At 71.7% G+C, this 25,074-nt stretch carries 20 protein-coding genes and 1 tRNA gene; 4 read left to right on the top strand and 17 right to left on the bottom strand.

Going from position 1 to position 25,074, the window contains the following annotated elements; all coding sequences use genetic code 11:
• Positions 1–40 precede the first annotated feature (40 nt).
• Entirely contained in the window at positions 41–1,534 is a 1,494-nt protein-coding gene (rpsA, locus tag OG946_RS07195) for a 30S ribosomal protein S1 (RefSeq protein ID WP_047015166.1), read from the bottom strand.
• Between the two features lie 338 nt (positions 1,535–1,872).
• On the opposite strand from rpsA, the gene OG946_RS07200 reads away from it, so the two are divergent.
• Both OG946_RS07200 and OG946_RS07205 read left to right on the top strand, forming a co-directional pair.
• Positions 1,873–2,751 (top strand): class I SAM-dependent methyltransferase, encoded by an 879-nt coding sequence (locus tag OG946_RS07200; RefSeq protein ID WP_326795303.1) that lies wholly within the window; start codon positions 1,873–1,875, stop codon positions 2,749–2,751.
• 63 nt (positions 2,752–2,814) lie between these two features.
• Positions 2,815–5,496 (top strand): ATP-dependent RNA helicase, encoded by a 2,682-nt coding sequence (locus OG946_RS07205; protein ID WP_326795304.1) that lies wholly within the window; start codon positions 2,815–2,817, stop codon positions 5,494–5,496.
• Between the two features lie 49 nt (positions 5,497–5,545).
• Here the strand turns inward: OG946_RS07205 and OG946_RS07210 are convergent, their stop codons facing one another.
• The 3 genes from OG946_RS07210 to OG946_RS07220 form a co-directional block, all read right to left on the bottom strand.
• Complete coding sequence (locus tag OG946_RS07210; protein ID WP_326800174.1) at positions 5,546–6,976, bottom strand: lytic transglycosylase domain-containing protein; 1,431 nt, start codon at positions 6,974–6,976, stop codon at positions 5,546–5,548.
• Positions 6,977–7,382: 406 nt separating this feature from the next.
• The gene (locus OG946_RS07215; RefSeq protein ID WP_326795305.1) at positions 7,383–8,165 is read right to left on the bottom strand and encodes a transcriptional regulator; all 783 of its coding nucleotides are present in this window, start codon (positions 8,163–8,165) and stop codon (positions 7,383–7,385) included.
• A gap of 76 nt (positions 8,166–8,241) precedes the next feature.
• Positions 8,242–8,316 (bottom strand) — tRNA-Leu (locus OG946_RS07220).
• Between the two features lie 91 nt (positions 8,317–8,407).
• Here OG946_RS07220 and OG946_RS07225 point away from each other — a divergent pair.
• Entirely contained in the window at positions 8,408–9,082 is a 675-nt protein-coding gene (locus OG946_RS07225; RefSeq protein ID WP_326795306.1) for an ANTAR domain-containing response regulator, read from the top strand.
• 103 nt (positions 9,083–9,185) lie between these two features.
• Here OG946_RS07225 and OG946_RS07230 read toward each other — a convergent pair whose 3' ends face one another.
• The 11 genes from OG946_RS07230 to OG946_RS07280 all read right to left on the bottom strand — a co-directional run bounded on the left by OG946_RS07230 (position 9,186) and on the right by OG946_RS07280 (position 21,348).
• The gene (locus tag OG946_RS07230; RefSeq protein WP_326795307.1) at positions 9,186–9,902 is read right to left on the bottom strand and encodes an ABC transporter ATP-binding protein; all 717 of its coding nucleotides are present in this window, start codon (positions 9,900–9,902) and stop codon (positions 9,186–9,188) included.
• The gene (locus OG946_RS07235) at positions 9,899–10,807 is read right to left on the bottom strand and encodes an ABC transporter ATP-binding protein (RefSeq protein ID WP_326795308.1); all 909 of its coding nucleotides are present in this window, start codon (positions 10,805–10,807) and stop codon (positions 9,899–9,901) included. Before OG946_RS07235 ends, OG946_RS07230 begins: the two co-directional genes overlap by 4 nt.
• Before the next feature lie 5 nt (positions 10,808–10,812).
• Positions 10,813–12,609 carry a branched-chain amino acid ABC transporter permease gene (locus OG946_RS07240; protein ID WP_326795309.1) on the bottom strand — a complete coding sequence of 599 codons (1,797 nt, stop codon included), beginning with the start codon at positions 12,607–12,609 and terminating at the stop codon, positions 10,813–10,815.
• Between the two features lie 5 nt (positions 12,610–12,614).
• A complete protein-coding gene (locus OG946_RS07245; protein ID WP_326795310.1) occupies positions 12,615–13,544 on the bottom strand; it encodes a branched-chain amino acid ABC transporter permease in 930 nt (309 codons plus the stop codon).
• Between the two features lie 108 nt (positions 13,545–13,652).
• On the bottom strand, positions 13,653–14,894 hold the full coding sequence (locus OG946_RS07250) for a branched-chain amino acid ABC transporter substrate-binding protein (RefSeq protein ID WP_326795311.1): 1,242 nt from the start codon (positions 14,892–14,894) through the stop codon (positions 13,653–13,655).
• A 255-nt stretch (positions 14,895–15,149) separates the two neighbouring features.
• A complete protein-coding gene (locus OG946_RS07255) occupies positions 15,150–15,773 on the bottom strand; it encodes a hypothetical protein (RefSeq protein WP_326795312.1) in 624 nt (207 codons plus the stop codon).
• Positions 15,774–15,968: 195 nt separating this feature from the next.
• Positions 15,969–17,324, bottom strand: a complete 1,356-nt coding sequence (locus OG946_RS07260) for a sulfate adenylyltransferase subunit 1 (protein ID WP_326795313.1) — start codon at positions 17,322–17,324, stop codon at positions 15,969–15,971.
• Between the two features lie 2 nt (positions 17,325–17,326).
• Positions 17,327–18,253, bottom strand: coding sequence for a sulfate adenylyltransferase subunit CysD (gene cysD, locus OG946_RS07265; protein ID WP_047015179.1), 927 nt, complete (start codon positions 18,251–18,253; stop codon positions 17,327–17,329).
• Positions 18,250–18,819 carry an adenylyl-sulfate kinase gene (gene cysC / locus OG946_RS07270; protein ID WP_125934287.1) on the bottom strand — a complete coding sequence of 190 codons (570 nt, stop codon included), beginning with the start codon at positions 18,817–18,819 and terminating at the stop codon, positions 18,250–18,252. Before cysC ends, cysD begins: the two co-directional genes overlap by 4 nt.
• Positions 18,812–19,993, bottom strand: a complete 1,182-nt coding sequence (locus tag OG946_RS07275; protein WP_326795314.1) for a glycosyltransferase family 4 protein — start codon at positions 19,991–19,993, stop codon at positions 18,812–18,814. Before OG946_RS07275 ends, cysC begins: the two co-directional genes overlap by 8 nt.
• Positions 19,990–21,348: a sulfotransferase family protein gene (locus tag OG946_RS07280; protein ID WP_326795315.1), complete on the bottom strand. Its 1,359-nt coding sequence runs from the start codon at positions 21,346–21,348 to the stop codon at positions 19,990–19,992. The genes OG946_RS07275 and OG946_RS07280 overlap by 4 nt, the downstream gene beginning before the upstream one ends.
• Before the next feature lie 440 nt (positions 21,349–21,788).
• Here OG946_RS07280 and OG946_RS07285 point away from each other — a divergent pair, with 440 nt between their 5' ends.
• Complete coding sequence (locus OG946_RS07285; RefSeq protein WP_326795316.1) at positions 21,789–22,091, top strand: hypothetical protein; 303 nt, start codon at positions 21,789–21,791, stop codon at positions 22,089–22,091.
• Positions 22,092–22,160: 69 nt separating this feature from the next.
• On the opposite strand, the gene OG946_RS07290 is transcribed toward OG946_RS07285, so the two are convergent.
• Both OG946_RS07290 and OG946_RS07295 read right to left on the bottom strand, forming a co-directional pair.
• Positions 22,161–22,610, bottom strand: a complete 450-nt coding sequence (locus OG946_RS07290; protein WP_326795317.1) for a PaaI family thioesterase — start codon at positions 22,608–22,610, stop codon at positions 22,161–22,163.
• A 19-nt stretch (positions 22,611–22,629) separates the two neighbouring features.
• Complete coding sequence (locus tag OG946_RS07295) at positions 22,630–24,960, bottom strand: FdhF/YdeP family oxidoreductase (RefSeq protein WP_326795318.1); 2,331 nt, start codon at positions 24,958–24,960, stop codon at positions 22,630–22,632.
• Positions 24,961–25,074: the final 114 nt, after the last annotated feature.

The following is a 25,074-nucleotide window of genomic DNA, read 5'->3' on the forward strand; positions in this document are numbered from 1 at the left end:
TCTGTCGCGCTGCGTACTACCCGGGCCGACCGGCCCGCGATCAGCTCTGGCCGCCGGCCAGCTTCTCGCGGAGGGCCGCCAGCGCCTCGTCCGAGGCCAGCGCGCCGGAGTCGTCCGCACCCTCGGAGGAGTACGAACCGCCGCCGGACGGGGCCGGCGCCGAGTCGCCCGCCTCGGCCGCCGCCTGGGCGTCGGCCTCGCGGGACTTGACGACCTGCGCCTGGTGCTGCTCGAAGCGGGCGTGGGCCTCGGCGTACTGGCCCTCCCACTCCTCGCGCTGCTTCTCGTACCCGTCGAGCCACTCGTTGGTCTCGGGGTCGAAGCCCTCGGGGTAGATGTAGTTGCCCTGGTCGTCGTACGACGCCGCCATGCCGTAGAGCGTCGGGTCGAAGTCGACGGCCATCGGGTCGGGACCGAAGGTCTCGTTCGCCTGCTTCAGCGAGAGGCTGATGCGGCGGCGCTCAAGGTCGATGTCGATGACCTTGACGAAGATCTCGTCCCCGACCTGGACGACCTGCTCCGGGATCTCCACGTGCCGCTCGGCGAGCTCGGAGATGTGGACCAGGCCCTCGATGCCCTCGTCGACGCGGACGAACGCGCCGAACGGCACCAGCTTCGTGACCTTGCCGGGCACGACCTGACCGATCTGGTGCGTGCGCGCGAACTGCTGCCACGGGTCTTCCTGGGTCGCCTTCAGGGACAGCGAGACGCGCTCGCGGTCCATGTCGACGTCCAGGACCTCGACCGTGACCTCCTGGCCGACCTCGACGACCTCGGACGGGTGGTCGATGTGCTTCCAGGACAGCTCGGACACGTGCACCAGGCCGTCCACGCCGCCCAGGTCCACGAAGGCGCCGAAGTTGACGATCGAGGAGACCACACCCGATCGCACCTGGCCCTTCTGGAGGGTGGTGAGGAAGGTCTGGCGGACCTCGGACTGGGTCTGCTCAAGCCAGGCACGGCGGGACAGAACCACGTTGTTCCGGTTCTTGTCCAGCTCGATGATCTTGGCTTCGAGCTCCTTGCCAACATAGGGCTGAAGGTCGCGCACGCGGCGCATCTCGACAAGCGACGCGGGCAGGAAGCCCCGCAGGCCGATGTCGAGGATGAGACCGCCCTTGACGACCTCGATGACGGTACCGGTGACGATGCCGTCCTCTTCCTTGATCTTCTCGATGGTGCCCCACGCACGCTCGTACTGCGCGCGCTTCTTCGAGAGGATCAGCCGGCCTTCCTTGTCCTCCTTCTGGAGCACAAGGGCCTCGATCTCGTCGCCGACGGCGACGACCTCGTTCGGGTCGACGTCGTGCTTGATCGAGAGTTCCCGGGAAGGGATGACACCCTCGGTCTTGTAGCCGATGTCGAGCAGGACCTCGTCCCGGTCGACCTTCACGATGACGCCGTCGACGATGTCGCCGTCGTTGAAGTACTTGATCGTCTCGTCGATCGCGGCGAGGAAGGCTTCCTCGGAACCGATGTCGTTGACCGCGACCTGCGTCGTGGCGGCCGCGGTGTTCTCGGTGCTGCTCGTCATGTGGGATTGGGCTCCGGTACGGGCAAGTTGAGTCGTCGTCACTCCACGCCGAGGCCCTGTGATCGCACCGCCGAAGCCGGACAGCCTAAGAGGCGCTTTCCCGACTCCACTCGGAAGTCCGGCAGCGCCTCGTGAACCGAGGGGACATACAACAGATGCGAGCGCGGCCTGCTCCGTCCGAGGCGCGCAGGCCCGCAGCGCAACTTGTAGCATACGGGGGCAGCCGGGCATGGTCAATGCGCGAAGAGTGCACCTGGGGCATGCCGCCCTATACCCGGCAGTAGTGGCGCTCCGTCACTCTCGCGCGTGGCAGGAAGGTACTACGACGGGTCCGGCCGATGGTCCACGAGTACGAAAACGGAACGGGCGGTGTCGGCGAGGCCGCTGATGCGAATGTTCCGGCAGAGGCTACCCGACGGCCCGTCCCCGCGCCGGAAACCCGGCAAGCAAGCCGTGGTTGGTGGGACCGCAACGCCGACGACTACCAGCGCGAGCACGGCGGCTTCCTCGGCGGCGCGGACGGCGCCCGCTTCATCTGGGGCCCTGAAGGGCTGGACGAGGCCGAGGCCCGGCTGCTCGGTCCCGCGGACTCGCTGACCGGACGGGCGGTGCTGGAGGTGGGCGCGGGAGCGGCGCAGTGCTCGCGCTGGCTCGCGGAGCAGGGGGCGCGGCCCGTGGCGCTGGACCTCTCGCACCGTCAGTTGCAGCACGCGCGCCGCCTGGCCCTCGAAGCGCCGGAAGAGGCCGCGCCGTTCCCGCTGCTGCAGGCGGACGCGACGGCGCTCCCGTTCCGCGACGGGGCGTTCGACCTGGCGTGCTCCGCGTACGGCGCGGTGCCGTTCGTCGCCGCACCGGTCGCGGTGATGCGGGAGGTCAGGCGCGTGCTGCGGCCCGGCGGGCGGTGGGTCTTCTCCGTCACCCACCCCGTGCGCTGGGCATTCCCGGACGAACCGGGTCCCGAGGGGCTGTCCGTCGCCGCGTCGTACTTCGACCGCACGCCGTACGTCGAGCAGGACGAAGAGGGGCGCGCACTGTACGTCGAGCACCACCGGACGCTCGGCGACCGGGTGCGCGACGTGGTGGCGGGCGGGTTCCGGCTGCTGGACCTGGTGGAGCCCGAGTGGCCGCAGTGGCACGACCAGGAGTGGGGCGGCTGGTCGCCGCTGCGCGGGCACCTGATCCCCGGCACGGCGATCTTCGTCTGCGAAGCGGCCTGAGAGCCTGCGGCCGGCAGCGGCCCCGCCGCCGCCGGGGCGCAGTTCCGTAGGACACTGGCGTCCGTGGCCCTCCGCTCCGACGCACTCGACGCCCTGCCCGTACGGCACGCGCTGCCCGCCCTGCGCGCGGCCCTCGAAGGACCCGGCGTCGCCGTGCTCGGGGCACCGCCCGGCACCGGCAAGACCACGCTCGTGCCGCTGGCCCTCGCCGGACTCGTCCCCGGCGCCGGCGACCCGCCCCGCCGGGTGCTCGTCGCCGAACCCCGCCGCATGGCCGCGCGGGCCGCCGCCCGCCGCATGGCGTGGCTGCTCGGCGAAGAGACCGGCGACCGGGTCGGGTTCACCGTCCGCGGCGAGCGCCGCGCCGGGCCCCGCACCCGGGTCGAGGTCGTCACCACCGGCGTCCTCCTGCAACGCCTCCAGCGCGACCCCGAGTTGGCCGGCGTGGACGCCGTACTCCTCGACGAGTGCCACGAACGGCACCTCGACGCCGACACCGCGCTCGCCTTCCTCGTCGACGTACGCGCCACCCTCCGCCCCGAACTGCGGCTCGTCGCCGCCTCCGCCACCTCCGACACCGCCGCCTGGGCCCGCCTCCTCACCGCGCCCGACGCCGCCGCGCCCGCCCCCGTCGTACGCGGCGAAGGCACGATGCACGCCGTCGCGATCGGCTACCGCCCCCCGCCCGCCGGCGTACGCCCCGCCCACGGCACCCGCGTCGACCCGGCGCTGCTGGCCCACATCGCCGACGTCGTACGCGAAGGGCTGCGCCGGCCGGACGGCGACCTGCTGTGCTTCCTGCCGGGCGTCGGCGAGATCGCCCGGGTCGCCGGACTGCTGACGGACACGGCCGCGGACGTCCTGCAGTTGCACGGGCAGGCACCGGCCGAGGTGCAGAACGCCGTGCTGCGCGGCAGCGCCCCCGGCGAGCGGCGCGTGATCCTCTCGACCGCGGTGGCCGAATCCAGCCTGACCGTGCCGGGCGTACGGATCGTCGTCGACGGCGGTCTCGCCCGCGAGCCGCGCATGGACCACGCCCGCGGGCTCGGGGCGCTCACGACCGTACGGGTATCCGCCGCCACCGCCACCCAGCGGCTGGGCCGGGCCGGGCGCGAAGGCCCAGGACTGGCGCTGCGCTGCTGGTCGGAGGCCGAGGACGGGCGCCTGCCGCGCTACCCGTCGCCGGAGATCGCCGTCGCCGACCTGGCCGGCTTCGCCCTGCAAGCCGCCTGCTGGGGCGACCCCGACGCCACCGGACTCGCCCTGCTCGACGCCCCGCCGCCGGGCGCGCTGGCCGCCGCCCGCGACGTGCTGCGGGCGGTCGGCGCCGTGGACGCCGCCGGCCGCCCGACGCCCCGCGGCACCCGCCTCGCCGGCCTCGGCCTGCACCCCCGGCTCGGCCGCGCCCTGCTCGACGCCGCCGCGGAAGCCGGCCCCGGCGCGGCGGCCGAGGCAGTGGCGCTGCTCAGCGAGGAGCCGCCGCGCTCGTACGGCGACGACCTCGCCGCCGCCTGGCGCCGCGCCCGCCGCGGCGGCGACGCCTACGCCCCCCGCTGGCGCCGCGAAGCACAGCGCCTGCGGCGCGCGCTGCGGGCACCGGCGGATGACCAGAACCCCGCGAACGCGCACCGGGACGACGAGACCGGCGCCCCGTCGCGCACACTTGCCACGGGCGAAGGCGCAGCCCCGCCCGCGGAAGCCCCCGTACCCGCCGACGACGCGGCCGGACGCGCCGCCCCGTCCCGAGCCCCCGCCCGCGGGGGCGGCGGCGGGCTCGGCGACGACGCCGTCGCCGGAATCGTCGCCGCACTCGCCTTCCCCGAGCGCGTCGCCCGGGGGCGCGGCGACGGGTCGTACCTCATGGCGTCCGGCACCCGCGTGGAGGCCGGCGACGGATCCGCCCTGCGCGGGCAGCCGTGGCTCGCCGTCGCCGTCGCCGACCGGCCCGTCGGCGCCGCCGGCGCCCGGCTGCGGCTCGGCGCCCCCCTCGACGAGGCCACCGCGCTACGGGCCGCGGAAACCCTGCTCCGCACCGAGGACGAGGTCACCTGGTCCGCCGAGCGGCACGAAACCGTCGCCCGCCGCGTCACCCGCCTCGGCGCCGTCGAACTCCGCGCCCGGCCCCTCCCCCGCCCCGACCCCGCGCGCCTGCGGGCCGCCCGCCTCGACGGGCTGCGCCGCGAAGGCACCGCGCTGCTGCGCTGGTCCGAGCACGCCCGCGCGCTGCGCCGCCGGCTGGCGTTCCTGCACGGCGCACTCGGCGACCCCTGGCCCGCCGTCTCCGACGACGCACTCCTCACCCGCGCCGGCGACTGGCTGGACGACGACCCGCGCCGCATCGACGCCGGCCGCGTACTCCAAGGGCTCCTCCCCTGGGCCCGCGGCGAAGCCGCCCGCCTCGACGAACTCGCCCCGGAACGCATCGAGGTGCCCAGCGGCTCCCGCATCCGCGTCGACTACGAAGACCCGCAGCAGCCCGTGCTCGCCGTCAAGCTCCAGGAACTCTTCGGCCTCGACCGGACCCCGCGGATCGCGGACGGCCGCGTACCGCTCCTGGTGCACCTGCTGTCCCCCGCCGGCCGCCCCGCCGCCGTCACCGCGGACCTGGAGTCCTTCTGGCGGCAGGGCTACCCCGCCGTCCGCGCGGAGCTGCGGGGCCGCTACCCGAAGCACCCCTGGCCCGAGGACCCGGCCACCGCCACGCCCACCCGGCACACCACGCGCCGCACGAACGCCGGCCGCTGACCGGCGGGCCGCCGGGTCGCGGCCCGGCGGCCCTCAAACCCTGCCCGCCCTACTCGACGGTCAGCTCCAGCGTCAGCGTCACGCCCTCGTTCGTGGTCAGCCTCAGCAGGTACGTGCCGGCCGCGTCACCCGCGTGGATCGTCGGCAGCTTCACCGTGCCGTCGTCCTCCGTCGTCAGGTTCAGCTTGCGGACCGGGTTGCCCTCCGTGTCCTTGAAGAACGGGCCCTTGTCGTTCTGCTCGCCCGCCTCCGTGACCATCGCCGCCGTCACCGGCGCCTTCGCGGCAGGACCGCCCCGGTACGTCACCTTGGCCTCGACGGTGCCGAACTCGCCGCCCGCCGCCGCCTTCAGCGCCGCGTCACCGACCCGGGCCAGCCCGTACGACGCCTCCACCTCGGCGGCGAAGTCCACCGGGCTCACGCCGCCGCCCGTCGTGGCGCGGATCGTGAACTCCCCGGTCAGCTTGCCCGCCTTGACCACGGGCGCCGTCGCGTAACCCGAGCTGTTGGTGGTGACGGACGCGGTCTTACCGCCGCCGGCGAAGACCGCGCCGGTCTGGCCGCTGATGGTGAACGTGACCGTCTTGCCGGACACGCCGGTGCCGCGCGAGGTCACGCCCCGCACCTTCGGGCGCTCCTCGAAGTCGGCGCCGGTGTACGCGGTGGAGGACTGCGGGCTCGCCAGGCGCAGGTCCGCGATGGTCGGCGGCGGCGCCGGCTCCTCGGGGTCCTCGCTGCCCCCGCCGGGCGGCGGCGGGTCGCTGGGGCCGGGGCTGGGGCTGCCGCCGCCCTTGCCGTCGTCCTTGCCACCGCCGCCGTCGCCGTCGTCTCCGCCCTTGCCGCCCTTGCCCGGGCTGTCGCTCTCCGTGGGGCTCGGCGAGGGAGTCGGCGTGTTGACACCGTCGCTACGGTCGCCCGGGTCGGCACCGGAGCCGTCGGGCACCGAATCGGCGCCGCCCTCCTTGTAGAAGTCGTACCAGGTCAGGACCGTACGGAGATACGACTGCGACTGGTTGTACCCGAGGATGGCGGCTTCCAGATCGGACTGCGAGGACAGATCGCGCCCGCCCGCGCACAGATAGCGCCCGGCGGCCAGGGCCGCGTCGTAGACGTTGTTCGGATTCCGCTCGCCGTCATCGTTGCCGTCGCTGCCCCAGGTGGCCCAGGTCGAGGGGATGAACTGCATGGGGCCGACGGCACGGTCGTGGCTGGTGTCCCCGTCGTACTCGCCGCCGTCGGTGTCCGTGATGTTGGCGAAGCCGTTGCCGTTGAGCACGGGACCGAGGATCGGGTTCCGCGTCGTGCCGTCCGCCTTCACGTCACCGCCGCGGGCGTGCCCCGACTCGACGCGCCCTATGGCCGCCAGCAGCTCCCACTCCAGGTTGCACCCGGGGTTCGTGCTCGCGAGCCGGCTCTCTGCCTGCTTGTACGCGTCGAGAACGGTCGCCGGGATACCGGAGTCGTCGGCCTCGTCCTCCAGCTCGTCACCGGGCGAGGGGTTGGCGCTCTCCAGCGGCGGCAGGTCGGTGTAGTAAGGGGACCCACCCGTGATCGAGTCCTCCCCGCCCCCCGGCGCCTGGTCGGGGGCGCTCTTCCCGGGGACGTCGGGCCCCGCGGAGAGCCCCGGCGCCTGTGAGGCCGTGAGCGCCGCCATCGCGGCGGCTGCCACCGCCGCGGTCATCGCACCCTTGCGCAGTCGTCGTCGCGTCGGCGCAGACATCGCCTACCCGTCCCCTCCGTAGGTCTGCAGGCTCCCCCGCACAGCAATGCTCGCGACCATACGTCAAGTTGATGCCGCGTTCTACCGCCTGTGGATGAACGGTAACCGCATCCACACACCCGGCGGATACCCCTGGGACACCGCCGAGGCGGAGACAGGGGCGGGCTCAGTACTTCGCCCCGACGTGCGCGTCCATGAGCGCGACGGAAGCGCGCCTGGCGACGGAGATGTTCTTGGCCGGCCGGGTCCGCTGTCCACCGGCCTTCCACTCGACCCCGACGCGGTCGAGCGTGTCGCAGAACAGACGGATGATGTCGGCGGAGCGGTTGGTGAAGAAGTAGCGGGGGTACTCGTATCGCTTCGTCACGCCCCCGGTGGTGCGGGCGGTCCAGTTGATGATCCGGCACCCGTCCGAATGGATCAGCCCCCGGATGAACGGCCACGGACACGCCTCGACGATGCCCTCTTGCCAGGTCGCCAGCCGGATCGTCCGCCCGTGCTTGGGGCCGGGGCCGTGCTGGGGAAACAAACATGCCCAGTGGACGCTCCAGCTCGTCACCGACACGCACCCCTTCCCCCGCACGCGGCAGACGCTGCTCTCCGGACGGACCGCCCGGATCGCGTCCGCACACGCGTCGATGAGTCCCGGCCACGCGTCCGCGCAGGCGATGCGCAGGCAGTAGTTGCCTCGGGCATGACGGCTGACGCACCCGTCACCCAGGTAGAGGCCCAGCAGATAGGCGTACGACTCGGGGGCCGCGGGCAGGCCGGGCTCAGGTCGGCAGCGCACGCAGTGTCCGCGGCTCGTCACCGAAGGGAGCGGTTCGAGGCGTACGAGCCAACTGCGGATCGCCGCCCGGGACACTCCCATCTGCCTGCTGACCGAGTGCAGGCTTCGCCCCTCGGCGACCAGGGCCAGTGCGCGCTTGCGCGTATCAAGGTCGTACACAGAAGCGAGCTTGGCTCAGAGACGAGCGGGGCGGAGAGAAGTCGCGACATGGTCACCGGATCGCATGAAGATCAAGTGCCCCGGGTGGGACTCGAACCCACACTGGATGCTGTTTGAGAGCATTGCCTGCTACCGATTGGGCTACCGGGGCTCCGCGTGAGGCGGCGCCACTCACCATACAAGAGGTCGGTACCCTCGTGGGTGCCCCCCTATCGCAGCCAGGCAATACCCCGAGGAGCACCGTGAGCGCCCCCGAGACCCCCGAAACCCCGGAGGAAGTCGTCGCCGCCAGCGCCGGAGGCGGCGAGCACGTGCCGCCGCTGACCACGCGGGTCGTCATCGCGGAGGACGAGGCCCTCATCCGGCTCGATCTGAAGGAGATGCTGGAGGAGGAGGGGTACACCGTCGTGGGGGAGGCGGGGGACGGGGAGACCGCGGTGCAGTTGGCGCGGGAGCAGCAGCCGGATCTGGTGATCCTGGATGTGAAGATGCCCGTGCTCGACGGGATCTCCGCCGCCGAGCGGATCGCCGCCGACTCCATCGCGCCGGTGCTGATGCTCACCGCGTTCTCCCAGCGCGAGCTGGTGGAGCGGGCGCGGGACGCCGGGGCCATGGCGTATCTGGTGAAGCCGTTCAGCAAGGGTGACGTGGTGCCGGCCATCGAGATGGCCGTCTCGCGCTACACGGAGCTGAAGACACTGGAGAAGGAGGTCGTCGACCTCACCCAGCGGCTGGAGACGCGGAAGCTGGTGGACCGGGCGAAGAGCATCCTGCAGACCGAGTACGGGCTGTCGGAGCCGGCGGCGTTCCGGTGGATCCAGAAGACGTCGATGGACCGCCGGCTGTCGATGCAGCAGGTGGCCGAGGCCGTGATCGAGGACGACGCGGAGAAGAAGGCGAAGAAGAAGCAGGGTTAGTCAGCGGAGCCTCTACGGGGCTTCCGTACGACCCGCGAACGCGCGCGAGCGGCCCGTGCCCCCCTCCCCGGGGCGCGGGCCGCTCTGGCTGTGCGGTGGGTTCTCAGTCTTCGCCGAGGTATGCCTTGCGCACGGATTCGTCGTGCAGGAGTTCCTCTCCGGTGCCCGACAGGACGACCTTGCCGACCTCCATCACGTGGCCGTGGTCGGCGATGGAGAGGGCGGCCTGGGCGTTCTGCTCGACGAGCAGGATGGTGGTGCCCTGGGCCTTCAGCTCCCGGATCGTCTCCATGATCTTCTGCATCATGATCGGCGAGAGGCCCATGGAGGGCTCGTCGAGCATGAGCAGCTTGGGCCGGGACATCAGGGCCCTGCCCATGGCGAGCATCTGCTGCTCGCCGCCGGACAGGGTGCCGGCTGCCTGCTTGCGCCGTTCGCCGAGGATGGGGAACAGGTCGTAGCACATCTTGATGTCCTGCTCGATGCCCGCCGCGTCCTTCCGGAGGAAGGCGCCGAGTTGGAGGTTCTCGGTGATGGTGAGGCGGGGAAAGAGCCGGCGGCCCTCCGGGGAGTGGGCGAGGCCCATGGCGACGATCTTGTGGGCGCCGACGCCGTTGAGCGGGGTGCCGTCGAAGAAGATCTTGCCGCCGGAGGGCTTCAGCAGTCCGGAGAGGGTGCGCAGGGTCGTCGTCTTGCCGGCGCCGTTGGTGCCGATGAGCGTGACGACCTCGCCGCTCTGGACGCTGAACGAGATGCCCTTGACGGCCTCGATCTTGCCGTAGGCGACCTTCAGGTCTTCGACCTGCAGTAGCGCGGTCACGCGTCGCCCTCCTTGCTCGTCTTGGGGGCGCTGCCGCTCCCGGTGTTCCTGGCGACCGCGTCCTCGGCCGCGGCGACCTCGGCGACGGCCTCGTCCTCGGGGACGCCCTCGAAGGGGGTGCCGAGGTACGCGGCGACGACGCGGTCGTCGCTCTGGACGACGTCGGGGGTGCCCTCGACCAGTTTTTCGCCCTGGACGAGGACGGCGACGCGGTCGCAGAGTCCGAAGATGAAGCGCATGTCGTGCTCGATGACGAGTACCGAGATGCCCTGTTCGCGGATGGCGAAGACCAGCTCGCGGGTGGCCCGGGTCTCCTGCGGGTTCATGCCCGCGGTGGGCTCGTCGAGGAGCAGCAGTCCGGGCTCGCTCGCCAGCGCCCGGGCGATCTCCAGCTTGCGCTGTTCGCCGTAGGGGAGGTTGCGGGCGAGGTGGTCGCGCTTGGCGGCCAGCCCGGTGAACTCCAGGAGTTCCATGGCGCGCGCTTCGGACGCCCGCTCCGCCCGCTTGAAGCCGGGGTTGCGCAGCAGCGCGGACCACAGCCCTTCGTTGGTGCGGGTGTGCCGGCCGACGAGGACGTTTTCCAGAACCGTCATGTTGGCGAAGAGACGGATGTTCTGGAAGGTACGGGCGATGCCCGCCTCGGTGACGCGGTGGGAGCGGTGCGGCAGGACCGTGCCCTTGTAGCGGACCGTGCCCTCGGTGGGGATGTAGAGCCCGGTCATGCAGTTGAAGAAGGTGGTCTTGCCGGCGCCGTTGGGGCCGATGAGCCCGACGATCTCGCCGTGGCCGACGGTGAGGTCGACGCTGCGTACGGCGGTGAGGCCGCCGAAGCGCATGGTGACGCCGCGGGCGTCCAGGACGGTCCCGCCGCCCGGTCCCCTGGCGGGGATGGTGTCGCTGGCCATCGGTGTCACACCCCCACCTTCTTGCCGAGGTCGGTATCTTCCTTGGGCACGTCGAGCTGGCCGGTGTCGTGGAACTCGAGCTGCTTCCGGCGGTCGGCGATGAGGCCCTCCGGGCGGAAGCGCATGAGCAGGACCAGCGCCACGCCGAAGAGCAGGAGCTGGTACTCCTGGACGAACTGCAGCTTGGCGGGGATCAGGTAGAGCAGCGACGCGCCGATGAGCGGGCCGCTGACGGTGCCCATGCCGCCGAGGATGACGGCCGCCAGCAGGAACGCGGAGTTCGGCGGCACGGCTTCGACGAACTTGTACTGGGTGGGCGTGACGGTGTACGTCACGTGCGCCTGTACGGTGCCCGCCATGCCGGCCAGGGTGGCGCCGAGCGCGAACGCGAGGAGCTTGAGCCGGAAGGCGTTGATGCCCATGGCACGGGCGGCGGTCTCGTCCTCGCGGATGGCGACCCAGGCGCGGCCGATGCGCGACTGGTCCGCACGCCGGAAGATCGTGACGATCACGACGGTGAACAGCAGCATGAGCAGGAAGTAGTTGGAGAACCTGCCCAGCTCCTGGCCGAGGATGGTGTGCTCCTCGCCGAGGTTGAAGCCGAAGATCTCCAGCTCCGGGATGTTCGGGATGCCGTTGGGCCCGTTGGTGACGTCGGGCCCGGAGTCGCCGTCGAGGTTCTGCACGCCGATGCGGAAGATCTCGCCGAACCCGAGGGTGACGATGGCGAGGTAGTCGCCGCGCAGCCGCAGGGTCGGGGCGCCGATGAGCACGCCGAAGACGAGCGACGCCGCGGCGCCGGTGAGCACGGCCGCCCAGAACGGGAAGGTGACCCCGATGCTGGAGGTGGGTGCGCCGGAGACCAGGGCGGCGGTGTACGCGCCGACGCCGAGGAAGGCGACGTAGCCGAGGTCGAGCAGGCCGGCGAGGCCGACGACGACGTTGAGGCCGAGCGCCACGGTGGCGAAGATGAGGATGTTGGTGCCGATGCTGGCGTAGGCGTCGTTGCTCTGGGTGAACGGGAAGGCGAACGCGGCGACGAAGGCGGCGGTCACGGTCACGTTCCGGTGCTTGGCGGTGAGCTGGCCCAGTTGCCGGGTGAGGCCCGCGCGGCCCACGGCGGGGAACGCGAAGGAGACGAGCACCATGTAGCCGATGAAGAGTTCGGCGTAGTCGGTGTCGATGCCGAACGTGAAGACGTACAGGCCGAGGGCGAAGGCGGCGGAGATGATGACGATCTCCACCCAGCCCGGCAGGTCCCGCACCCGCCCCGGGACGGGCGCCTTCAGCGAGTGCACCAGTTGCGCCCAGGGGTTGGCGGGCGGGTTCTCGGCGTCCACGGGAACGTCCGACGGCAGCCCGAGGGCGCCGATGGCGGCGATCAGGGCCATCGCTACGGCGATGTAGCCGCCGGGGTCGACGTTGATAAGGCCGCCGAGGTTCTTGACGATGGCGCCGACGGTGTAGCCGGTGACGCCGAGGGTGCCGAGCGCGAGCAGCCGTACCGCGCTGTGGGGGCCGCCGGGGGTGAGCCAGCGCAGTCCGCGCAGGCCGCTGCCGGAGAGCAGGAACAGCAGGGTGAGCAGGGCGCCGGTGAGCGTCAGGAGTTGGAGTCCGCCGGGGTATCCGTAGACGGTGAGGTTGCCCGGGAACTCCTCCGTGTAGGTCCACGAGAGGAAGGTCGAGACGAACGTGCCGAAGGCGCCGGCGTAGGCGAGCAGCCGGGCGGGGCCCGGTGCCAGGGGCAGCGCGCCGCCCGCGGGGGCGGCCTCGGATGCGGTGTTCTTCTCCAAGGTGGTCATCGCTATCACGCCCGATCCGCGACGCGTTCGCCCAAGAGGCCCTGGGGCCGCAAGAGCAGTACGAGAATGAGCAGGACGAACGCCCAGACGTCCTTCCACGCACCGCCGCCGAGCTGCTCCATGCCGGGGATGTCGGCGATGTAGGCGGTGGCCATGGCCTCGGCGAGCCCGAGGACTACGCCGCCGATCATGGCGCCGTAGATGTTGCCGATGCCGCCGAGGACGGCGGCGGTGAAGGCCTTGAGGCCGGCGATGAAGCCCATCTTGAAGTTGACCTCGCCGTAGCGCAGGCCGTGGGCGATGGCCGCGATGGCCGCGAAGGCGGCGCCGATGGCGAAGGCCATGACGATGATGCGGTCGGTGTTGATGCCCATGAGCTTGGCCGTGTCCGGGTCCTGCGACGTGGCCTGCATGGCGCGGCCGGTGCGGGTCTTGGAGACGAAGAAGCCGAGGGCGATCATGCAGAGGGGGGCGGCGATGAGCAGGTAGAGCTCGCCGCGTTCGATGGTGAAGGCGCCGAAGTCGAGGCGCGGGCCGGAGAACTCCGGGAAGGGCCGCGACTTCGTGGCGTCGGGGTACCAGGCCCAGATGGCCTGCTGGAGGGCGATGGACAGGCCGATCGCGGTGATGAGGGGGGCGAGGCGGGGTGCGCCGCGCAGGGGGCGGTAGGCGAAACGTTCCGCGCCGACGCCGACGAGCACGGAGCAGATGACGGCCATGAGGATCATCAGCGGCAGGGCGACGAGCAGGCTGGTGCCGTCGGGCATCCACAACCACATCGTCAGGGCGCCGAAGCCGCCGATCATGAATATCTCGCCGTGGGCGAAGTTGATGAGCTGAACAATGCCGTACACCATCGTGTAACCGATGGCTATGAGCCCGTACAAGGCGCCGAGTAGCAGGCCGTTGGCAAGTTGCTGCGGCAGATCGTTCACCGCTGGGCCTCCGAGTGGGTGTCAGATATGGCCGCGGGGGGGGCGCTGTGTGCGCCCCCCGCGCCGCTTACGGTCTGTGTGATCAGTGGGCGGTGGTGGTCGCCCCGGTCAGCCTTCGAACTCGCCGCTGGTCAGCGGCACGTGCTCGCCGTCCTTGACCTGGTACAGCGACAGCTGCTTGTTGGTGGTGTCGCCGAACTCGTCGAAGCCGACCTTGCCGGTCACGCCCTCGAAGGAAACGTCCTTCATGGCCTCGGTGATGGCCTTGCGGGCCTCGTCCGCGTCACCGGGCAGTTCGCCGTCGTTCTCGTCGACGACGGCCTTCACGGCCTGGATGATGGCCCAGGTGGAGTCGTAGGAGTAGCCGCCGTACGCCTCGTAGGCGTCCTCGTAGCCGGCCGCCTCGTAGTTCTTGATGAACTCCTTGGCGGTGTCCAGCTCGGTCAGCGGGGCGCCGACGGAGCTGGCCATGTCGCCCTCGGCGTTCTCCTTGGCGAGGGAGACGTACTCGGCGCTGAACAGCGCGTCGCCGCCGACGGTCGGGATCTTGGCCCCGGCCTTCTTGACCTGGGCGGCCAGCGGGGCACCGGCCGGGTACTCGCCGCCGTAGTAGACGAAATCGGCGCCGGAGTTCTTGACCTTCGTGGCGATGGCCGCGAAGTCCTTGTCGTCGGGGTTGACGTGGTCGGTCCCGACGACCTTGCCGCCGAGCTTCTCGAACTCGTCGGCGAAGGTGCCGGCGAGGCCGGCGCCGTAGGTCTTCTTGTCGTCGATGACGAAGACCTTCTTCAGCTTCTCCTCGTTGTAGAGGTACTGCGCCGCGTACGGGCCCTGGATGGCGTCGGTGGTGGACACGCGGAAGTACGTGTCGAACGGCCGCGCCTTCTCGCCGTCCTGCCACTCCTCGCCCTGGGTCAGGGCGGGGTTGGTGTTGGCGGGCGAGACCTGGACAAGGTCGGCGTCGGCGAAGACCTTCTGCATGGACTGGCCGACGTCGGAGTTCAGCGGGCCGACGACGCCCATGACGTCCTCGTCGCCGACGAGCTTGGTGGCGTTCTGCTGGCCCTGCTGGGCCTGTGCCACGTCGTCGAGGGGCTCGAGCTCGAACGTGACGCCCTTGACCTCCTCGTTCTTGTTGGCAGTCTTCACGGCGAGCTCGGCGGAGTTCTGGATGCCGATGCCCAGGGCCGAGAGGTCGCCTGTCAGCGGGGCGTCGAGGCCGATAACGACGGTCGTTCCGTCGCCACCGCCCCCACCTTCGCTGTCGTCGTCGCGGGAACCGCAAGCAGACAGCGTGAGAGCCCCTGCGGTGACCGCAGTGGTGAGTATGAGCAAGGAACGGTGACGCACGATCAGTCCTTTCCCCTGGCGCGGCCTCGACTGCGCAGAGTGGGCCGGTGCACGCGGCAGGCGTCGGAAGGTGACCTGCTGCGCGGTGACTGGGCGTGACTCTAAGCCGCCCCGGGTCGAGGGGGCAGAGGTGCAGGCAATGCTGTGACTCTCTTGTTATGACCCTTACAGTCACCTTACGCGTCGGCGGGCGCGGTCTGTGCCGGATCCGCGGAGTCCGGACGCCCGAACGGGCGCGAAGCCGCTGCTGGTGTCCTATGCGCCGGGAGCCGCCCGCGGGGCGGGTTCGCATATCGTACGCAGTGCCCGGGACAGTTCGGCGGCGTAGGTCCCGCCGAGGATGGAGCTGTAGTCCTGTATTGCGCGCGTGTTACGCAGCGTTACGCGCAGCGAGGGGAGGCGCGCGTCGAGGGGGAGCCCCGCGCACCGGACGACCTCGAACCTGACGGTGACCCGGGTGGGTTGGCCCTCGGCGAGGGCCAACGGCAGCGCGGGCCGGACGGACAGCTTCAGGCCGCTGTAGCCCTGGGTGATCTTCTCCAGTGAGGCGCCGCTGTCCGAGGTGGCCATGAGCCGGGCATCAAAGACGTTATCGCCCGCTTTGGGGGTCTCTATCCCGAGAAAGGAGAAGTGAGTGGACTGGATCGGGTACGGCACGGGCGCGGGCGGCTCCGGCTCCGGCCGTGTGGCCAGGGCGTATACGCCGGCAGCGGCCAGCACGGCGAGTCCGGTGCCGACGGCGGCGAGCCGGCGGGAGCGGGGCGGCAGCGCCGTCCAGCGCTCGCCGAGGCGCGGCCCCGCGGAGCCGCCGCCGAGGACCTCCGCGGGCGGGCCGGGGTCCGGCTCTGGGCCGGGCTCGGGCCGGGTGGGCGCGCTCATGGCGGACAGAGTAAGGGCGTACGGGCCGCTGCGCAGCGGTCCGTACGCACCCGCGTCCGACTACCGAACGTACGCGACGGCGGCGGGAGTCGGGGCCGGTGCCCCGCTCCCGCCGCCGTCGTCCGTACGCGGCCCGCGGCCGGTCCGCGGGACGCCGTCAGCGTCCCGGCGGGCCGGCGGCCGGGCGGGGTGCGGTCAGAAGTCCCACTCGGCGTCGTCGAGTTCGGCCCGCTTCTCGCTGTCCGCGCCTGCGAATGCGGCACCCGCCATGCCCGCGGCGAGAGTGGAGCCGTCGGCGGGGTCGATCAGCAGGAACGAGCCGGTGCGCCGGCAGTCGCCGTAGGCGTCCATCGGCAGCGGCTCCGAGGTGCGGAGCACGACGCGGCCGATGTCGTTGACCTCCAGGGACCCCGGGGCGGGGTGGTGGGAGAGGTCGTCGAGCGTGAGCCGGTCGGGGATCTGCTTGACGATCGCCTTGACGGTGCGGGTGGTGTGCTTGAGCAGCACCCGGGCGCCGGGGGTGAGCGCGGTGTCGTGCAGGTGGCAGACGGTGGCCTGGATGTCCTGCGTGGCCTCGGGGGCCTGCTCGCTGGGGGCGATCATGTCGCCGCGGGAGATGTCGATGTCGTCGGCGAGCCGGATGGTGACCGACTGCGGCGCCCACGCGGCGTCGACGCTCTCGCCCAGCACGTCGATGGCGGCGATGCTGGAGGTGTGGCCCGAGGGCAGCACGGTGACGGGCTGGCCGACGTGGAAGATGCCGGAGGCGATCTTCCCGGCGTAGCCGCGGTAGTCGCGGTGCTCCGCGGTCTGCGGGCGGATCACGTACTGCACGGGGAAGCGGGTCACGCGGCCGCGCGGGTCGTGGTCGATCTGGACGGTCTCCAGGTGCTCCAGCACCGTGGGGCCCGCGTACCAGTCCATGACGGCCGACGGGGTGACGACGTTGTCGCCCTCCAGCGCCGAGATCGGGATGGTGGTCATGGCGGGCACGCCGAGGGCCTTGGCGTACTTGGTGAACTCGGCGGCGATGGTCGCGAAGACGTCCTCCGCGTAGCCGACGAGGTCCATCTTGTTGACGGCCAGGACCACGTGCGGCACGCGCAGCAGCGCGGCGACCGCGGCGTGCCTGCGGGTCTGCTCGACGACGCCGTGCCTGGCGTCCACGAGGATGACCGCCAGCTCGGCGGTGGAGGCGCCGGTGACCATGTTGCGGGTGTACTGCACGTGGCCGGGGGTGTCGGCGAGGATGAAGCGGCGCCGCGGGGTGGCGAAGTAGCGGTACGCCACGTCGATGGTGATGCCCTGCTCGCGCTCGGCGCGCAGCCCGTCGGTGAGCAGCGCCAGGTCGGGGGCCTCCTGCCCGCGGCTGGCGGAGGCGCGCTCGACGGCCTCCAACTGGTCGGCCAGGACCGACTTGGAGTCGTGCAGCAGCCGGCCGACGAGGGTCGACTTGCCGTCGTCGACGCTGCCCGCGGTGGCGAAGCGCAGCAGGGAGACCTCGGTGAGCGCGGCCGGCTCCGTGGCGGGGGCGGGTGGGTTCACAGTCATGATCAGAAGTAGCCTTCGCGCTTGCGGTCTTCCATGGCGGCCTCGGACATCTTGTCGTCGGCCCTGGTGGCGCCGCGCTCGGTGAGGCGGGTGGCGGCGATCTCGGCGATGACCTTCTCGATGGTGTCGGCGTCGGAGTCGACGGCACCGGTGCAGGACATGTCGCCGACGGTGCGGTAGCGCACCGTGCGGGTCTCGACGCGCTCGCCCTGCTTGGCGCCGCCCCACTCACCCGGGGCGAGCCACATGCCGCTGCGGAGGAAGACCTCGCGGCGGTGCGCGTAGTAGATCTCCGGGAGCACGATCTTCTCGCGGGCGATGTACTGCCAGACGTCCAGCTCGGTGAAGTTGGACAGCGGGAAGACCCGGACGTGCTCGCCGACGGCGTGCTTGCCGTTGTAGAGCTGCCACAGCTCGGGGCGCTGGCGGCGCGGGTCCCAGCCGCCGAACTCGTCGCGCAGGGAGAAGATGCGTTCCTTGGCGCGTGCCTTCTCCTCGTCGCGGCGGCCGCCGCCGAAGACCGCGTCGTAGCGGGCCTCCTCGATGGCGCGCAGCAGCGGCACGGTCTGCAGCGGGTTGCGGGTGCCGTCGGCGCGCTCCTTGAGCTCGCCGCGGTCGATGAATTCCTGGACGGAGGCGACGTGCAGCCGCAGGTTGTGCTGCGCGGCGACGCGGTCGCGGTACTCCAGCACCTCGGGGAAGTTGTGCCCCGTGTCGACGTGCAGCAGCGCGAACGGCGGCGGGGCCGGCGCGAACGCCTTCAGCGCCAGGTGGAGCATCACGATGGAGTCCTTGCCGCCGGAGAAGAGAATCACCGGACGCTCGAACTCCCCCGCGACCTCGCGGAAGATGTGCACCGCCTCCGACTCCAGCACGTCCAGGTGCGGCAACTGGAAGTCCTGGGCGGCGGCCTGCTCGAACCGGCTCATGCGAGACCTCGTTCCACCAGTGCGGCGTGAAGCATCGCCGCGGATTGTTCGACACTCTGCTCGTGCGTGGGGATGCGCAGATCGGGGTCCGCGGGCGGCTCGTACGGGTCGTCCACGCCGGTGAGTCCGGAGATCTCGCCGGCCGCCTGCTTGGCGTAGAGGCCCTTCACGTCGCGCTCGGCGCAGACGTCGACGGGCGTGGCCACGTGTACCTCCACATACGTCGTACCCTCCGTCTGGTGGCGCTTGCGCACCGCCTCGCGGCTGTCCGCGTACGGGGCGATCACCGGCACGAGGACCTTCACGCCGTGCGACGCGAGCAGTTCGGCGACGAAGCCGATGCGCTGCACGTTGGTGTCGCGGTCCCCGCGGGAGAAACCGAGGCCGGCGGTGAGGAATTCCCGGATCTCGTCGCCGTCCAGCACCTCCACCCGGTGGCCGGCGTCCCGGAGCCGCTCGCCGAAGGCGCGCGCCAGCGTCGTCTTGCCGGCGCTGGGCAGGCCGGTGAGCCAGATCGTGGCGCCGCGCGCGTGTACGCCGTCGGCGCCGGGTGCGTTGTCAGGCACTCCCACTCCCGTGAATCTCCTCGAAAAGTGCCTCCCACTGCGGATGGACCGCCTCGGGAGTGTAGGAGCGCGACGTCTGCAGTGCCGCCGCTCCCATATCGGCCCGCAGGCCCTCGTCGTCCATGAGCTGCCCCATGGCCTCGGCGAGCCCGTCCACGTCCTTCCGGGGCACCAGCAGCCCGTCCTTCCCGTGGGTGAGCACGTCGGCGGGGCCCGTCGGGCAGTCGAAGCTGACCACGGGGAGTCCGTGGGTCATCGATTCGATCATCACCATGGGCAGGCCCTCGAACCGCGAGCTGAGCACATAAAAGGATGCTCTCGCAAGTTCGTCGTCCAGTTTGTGCGTGTGCCCCATCAGAAAGACGTGGTTGTACAGGTGGTTCTCGTTGATCAGCCGGCGCAGCTCGGCCTTCTTCTCGCCGGTGCCGAAGATGCGCAATTGCCAGTCGGGGAACTTCTCCACGAGCTGCGCCCACGCGGGGATCAGCATGTCGAAGCCCTTCTGCGGGAAGAGCCGGCCGGCGGCCACCGCGACGTGTTCCGCGTAGGTGGTCAGTTTCTTGTCGCCGGTGTGTACGGCGTTGGGGATGCGGACGACGCGGGTGCCGGGCAGCAGCTCCTGGTAGTCCTCGCGGTCACCGTGGGTGAGGACGGCGACGGCGTCGAACCGGGGGTACTCGCGCTGGATGGCGGCGCGGATGTCCGAGGGGTGCGTGCCCAGGTTCATGTGCTCCTGGGCGATCTTGCCGCAGGAGCGCGGGGTGAACCGGGCGGTGAGGAAGTTCAGCCCGGGGCGCGTCGGGACGATCACGGCGTCGTGCTGCCGCTCCAGCCAGCCGATGACGGTGTCCTCGACGTGGCGGTTGTAGCGCTCGTACGCGAACTCCCCCGACGGGATGTGCCGGGGCGGCTCACCCTCGCGCTCGACGCGCTTCTCCGCCGCCCGGGGCCCGGCCGCGGCCAGCTCCGCCTCGCGGGCGCCGGGCCGCTGGTCGACCAGGGTGGTGACGGTGACCTTCGGGTGGAGGGGGAAGTGGGGCTCGTCGCGGGTGCGCTGCATGCTGGCGATCTCGACGTCGTGGCCCGCGGCGGCCATGGACCCGGCCTGGTTGAACACGGTGCGGATGGTCCCGCCCGTGCCGTAGGCGTGCATGAGCAGATAGCGGATCTTCATGAGGCCGGCAGTACCTCGACGGAGAGGTTGTCCTTGATGGTGTAGTACGGCTTGACCTCGACGTCCGCGCCGTCGATCTCGGCGGGCTGGCCGGGGAAGACCATGATGTTCTTCTTGCCGGTGATCCCGTCGAGGTGGCGGCCGGCGCGCAGCCGGACCTCCGCGTCGCCCTCGCCCGCGGCCAGGTGGATGTCCCACTGGGCCGGGGTGGTCAGCCCCGCGGGCGCCAGGTCGGCGACGGGCACCGTGACGTCGAACCCGCCGTCCGCAAGACCCGCCGGGTAGCGCAACTGCTGGTCCTCGTGGTCGCGCCGGACGAGGAGCAGCTCCCAGGGGCCGCCGTCGTCGGTGACGCCGTGCAGGCTGCCGGTGAGGCGTACGGCGCCGTCGCGGGGCCAGACCTCGGCGATCTCGGCGTGCGGCTCGCGGGCGGCGGCCGCGGCGTCCTGATCCGCTCCGCCTTCGAGGTAGCCCCAGGCGGTGCTGATCTCGCGCAGCGGCTCGGGGATCTCCTCCTCGGCCGGCAGCGCGCGGCCGGCCTGCACCTGGCCGCTGCGGATCTTGTCCTTCCAGTCGCCGAGACCCTTCTTGTAGCTGGTCTGGGTCTGGGAGCCGTAGTCGAGCATGCCGGGCTCGAAGTCGATCTCCAGGTAGGAGCAGATGCCCTTCATGGCGGACTCGGGGTCGTCGGTCAGCTCCTCGTAGCGCACCACGTGGCCCGGCAGGGCCTGGCGGGCGCGTTCGGTGGCGCGCATGTAGCGCAGCGCGTCGAGGGCGGCCTCCTCCTCGGTGCGCTTCTCCGGGTCGGCCTCGTACCAGGAGCGGGCGATGGAGGCGGGGTGGCGGAGCAGGAAGATGAACCGGGCGTCGGGCCAGCAGGCGGCGATGCGCTTGTACGCGAAGGTGTTGCTGGGCGTCTTCTCCACCAGGAAGTCCTTGCCGGAGCGCACCAGCTCACGGTGGAGCACCCGGTCCCAGATGAGGTGCTCCAGGTCGCCGCGCTCCAGACCCAGCTCGGCCATGGCGCGCTCGGCGAGCTTGGTGCTGGTGGTGACCTCCAGCCGGCGGAAGTGCAGCTCGTGCGCGGAGTGCAGGCGCGAGTGCGCGTTGAGGAGCAGGCGCAGCAGGGTGGAGCCGGAGCGTACCGGCGACATGATGAACACGGGCCGCCTGAGTAGCCGGTCGACTTCGGGATCCTCCGGGGGGCGGTACGCGACCTGCGCGACCGGCTTCGTCTCCGCGGGCTCCTTGGCCGGGGCGGGTTTCGGGGCAGGCGCATACGGCAGCCCGGCCTTGCGGATCTCGAAACCCGTGGTTGCGCCGAGCTTGTGATTGAGCTTCCGGAGGAGGTTCATGCGCCCCGAGGCTAGAAGGCGTTTGTGAGACGGGCAACGTACCCGCGCGGCATGTTCGCTAAACGTGCAGGTCATAGCTAGTTTGATTCACGCCGAGTGGCGCTGGTCACAGCGACCTCGGGGCGCCGGGGCAGACCTGCGGGATCCCGTACCGGGCACTGCCTCTCACCGCCCGGACGGGTGAATTCCGCACGGGACGTCGGCGCCGCCAGGGTGAGGGGGTGCTGAGAACCATGAGAGCGGGATGAGAGCGGACGGCCCCGGGGGCGGCCGGTCTGAGCGTATCGGGTGAGCGATTCTCATGGGCTTCTCATCCCCGGGTCCGCGGCGGTGTCCCGCGGCGGGACACGCGGGCGGGCGGCGGGAGTGCGGGCCTGCGGGCGGCGCGGTCGAAGGTGGTGCCCGTGCCGGACGGACCGGCACGGAAGGGATGTCTCACCATGAACGTCACGATGAAGCGCGCCGCGGTCACCGCGGTCGGGGCGCTGGCGGTACTGCTGGGCACCGCGGGCGCGGCGAGCGCCGCCGAGGGGCACGCCGCGCCGCAGCGACCGTGCGCGACGCAGGTCAAGCACGTCTCGCACGGTCCGGCCGGCCCGGCGGGCCAGGCCGGCAAGCGGGTGCACGTGAAGGACGTGCCCCGGGGGCATTGCAAGAAGGCCGAGCGGACGCACGCCCGCGGGGACCGCAAGCCGGTGAAGAAGGTCGTCGTCAGGGACGGGCTGAGGGCGCCGCGCCGCTGACGCCGCCCGGCGGCGGTCGGCGGTCCTCCGACCGCTCCGACCGCCGCCGTGCGCCGGTCCGCCGCGGGGTCAGGCGTCGCGCAGCAGGCAGGTGAGCCGTGCGGTGCACACCCGGCGGTCCTCCTCGTCGCTGACGACGATCTCGTACGTCGCGGTGGACCGGCCGCGGTGCAGCGGGGTGGCGACGCCGGTGACCACGCCGGCGCGCAGGCCCCGGTGGTGGGTGCAGTTGAGGTCGACGCCGACCGCGACCTTCGCCGGGCCACCGTGCAGCATCGCGCCGACGGAGCCCAGGGTCTCGGCGAGCACCGCGGAGGCGCCGCCGTGCAGCAGCCCGTACGGCTGCGTGTTGCCCTCCACCGGCAGCGTGCCCACGACCCGCTCGGGCGCCGCCTCCAGCACCCGCAGGCCCATGCGCTGCCCGAGGGCGCCGGCGGAGAACAGCTTCTCCAGGTCGACGCCGACGCCGGCGAACTCGTCGAGGATCTCTCGGGGGAACTTCGTGGTGTGCTCGCCCATGGGCGCCCGGCTCCGTCCTTTACGCCGTCGTGTCGGGCTCCACCGTAGACGCGGCCGGTTCCAGCCTGACCACCAGGGACTTGCTCGTGGGGGTGTTGCTCGTGTCCGCGGTGGAGTCCAGCGGCACCAGCACGTTGGTCTCCGGGTAGTACGCGGCCGCGCAGCCCCGGGCCGTCGGGTAGTGCACCACGCGGAAGCCGTCCGCGCGCCGCTCGACGCCGTCGTGCCACTCGCCGACGATGTCCGCGTACGCGCCGTCGGCGAGGCCGAGGTCCGCGGCGTCGTCGGGGTGGACGAGGACGACGCGCCGCCCGCCGCGCACGCCGCGGTAGCGGTCGTCCAGGCCGTAGATCGTGGTGTTGTACTGGTCGTGACTGCGCAGCGTCTGCAGCAGCAGCCGCCCCTCGGGCACCTCGGGGTACGTCACGGGGCCCGCGGTGAAGTTGGCCTTGCCGGTGCTCGTGGGGAAGCGCCGCTCGTCGCGCGGGGCGTGCGGCAGGGTGAAGCCGCCGGGGCGGCGGACGCGGGCGTCGAAGTCCTCGAAGCCGGGCACCACGCGCGCGATGCGGTCGCGGATGCGCCCGTAGTCACTGCTGAACTCCTCCCAGGGCGTGGCGCTGTCCTCCCCCAGCACCGCGCGGGCCAGCCGGCAGACGATCGCGACCTCCGACAGCAGCGCGTCGCCGGCGGGCGCGAGCCGGCCGCGGGAGGCGTGCACGACGCCCATGGAGTCCTCGACGGTCACGAACTGCTCGTGGCCGCGGCCGTCGGGCCCCGGCTGCCGGTCGCGCTCGGTGCGGCCCAGGGTGGGCAGGATGAGCGCGCGGGCGCCGGTGACCACGTGGCTGCGGTTGAGCTTGGTCGAGACCTGCACGGTCAGCCGGGCGCGGCGCATCGCGGCCTCGGTGACCTCGGTGTCGGGCGAGGCGGAGACGAAGTTGCCGCCGACCGCGAAGAAGACCTTGGCGGCGCCGTCGCGCAGCGCGCGGATGGCGCGTACGACGTCGTAGCCGTGGTGGCGGGGCGGGTCGAAGCCGAACTCCTTCTGCAGCGCGTCCAGGAAGGCGGGCGCGGGGCGCTCGAAGATGCCCATGGTGCGGTCGCCCTGCACGTTGCTGTGGCCGCGCACGGGGCAGACACCGGCGCCGGGGCGGCCGACGTGGCCGCCGAGGAGCAGGAAGCTGACGATCTCCTTGATGGTGGGCACGGCGTGCTTGTGCTGGGTGAGGCCCATCGCCCAGCAGACGACGATCTTGTCGGCGGCCAGCACCAGTTCCGCGGCGCGGTCGAGGTCGGCGGCGGTCAGGCCGGTGGCGCGCTCGGCGTCCGCGTCGGCGTAGCCGCGGGCGGCGGCCGCGTACTCCTCGTAGCCGTGGGTGTGCTCCGCGACGAACTCCTCGTCGACGGCCTTGGCGCCGGAGTCGTGCGCGGCGAGGACCCGCCTGGCCAGGGCGCGGAAGAGCGCCTGGTCGCCGCCGGTGCGGACCTGGAGGAACAGGTCGGTCAGCGGGGTGCCGCCGCGCGCGAGGCCGCGCACGGTCTGGGGGTTCTTGAACCGGACCATGGCGGGCTCTGGCAGCGGGTTGACGGTGATGATGCGGGCACCGTTCCGCTTGGCGCGCTCCAGCGCGGTGAGCATGCGCGGGTGGTTGGTGCCCGGGTTCTGGCCGGCGACGATGATCAGGTCGGCCTGGTGGAGGTCGTCGAGCAGGACGCTGCCCTTGCCGACGCCCAGGGTCTCGGTGAGCGCGGAGCCGGACGACTCGTGGCACAGGTTCGAGCAGTCCGGCAGGTTGTTGGTGCCGAACTCGCGGGCGAAGAGCTGGTAGAGGAACGCGGCCTCGTTGCCGGTGCGCCCGGAAGTGTAGAAGACCGCCTCGTCGGGTGAGTCGAGGGCGGTCAGTTCCTCGGCGACGATGGCGAACGCCCGCTCCCAGGAGACCTGCTCGTACGTCTGGGCGCCCTCGGCGAGGTACACGGGGTGGGTGAGCCGGCCCTGCTGGCCCAGCCAGTAGCCGCTGCGGCCGGCGAGTTCCGCGACGGGGTGCGCGGCGAAGAACTCGGGGGTCACGCGGCGCAGCGTCGCCTCCTCGGCGACGGCCTTGGCGCCGTTCTCGCAGAACTCGAAGGTGTGCGGCCGGTCCGGGTCGGGCCAGGCGCAGCCGGGGCAGTCGAAGCCGTCGCGCTGGTTGACGCGCAGCAGGGTGCGGGCCGTACGCCGTACGCCCATCTGTTCCTGCCCGGTGCGCAGCGCGTGCGCGATGGCGGCGGCGCCGACGGCGGACTGCTGGGGCGTGGTGACCTCGGGGGCGTCCTGCACGGGGTCGCCGACGGGCGGTTTGCCGGCCATGGCGGTCACCCTTTCTCCGGTGGGGCGTACGGTTTCCGATCCTGCCATGCCGCACCGTCACGGGCTCCGTTGTCAGTGCGGCATGGCAGGATCGGGACCGTGGCTGAGAACGCA

Origin of the sequence: Streptomyces sp. NBC_01808 (assembly GCF_035917395.1) — a bacterium.
Classification (GTDB): domain Bacteria; phylum Actinomycetota; class Actinomycetes; order Streptomycetales; family Streptomycetaceae; genus Streptomyces.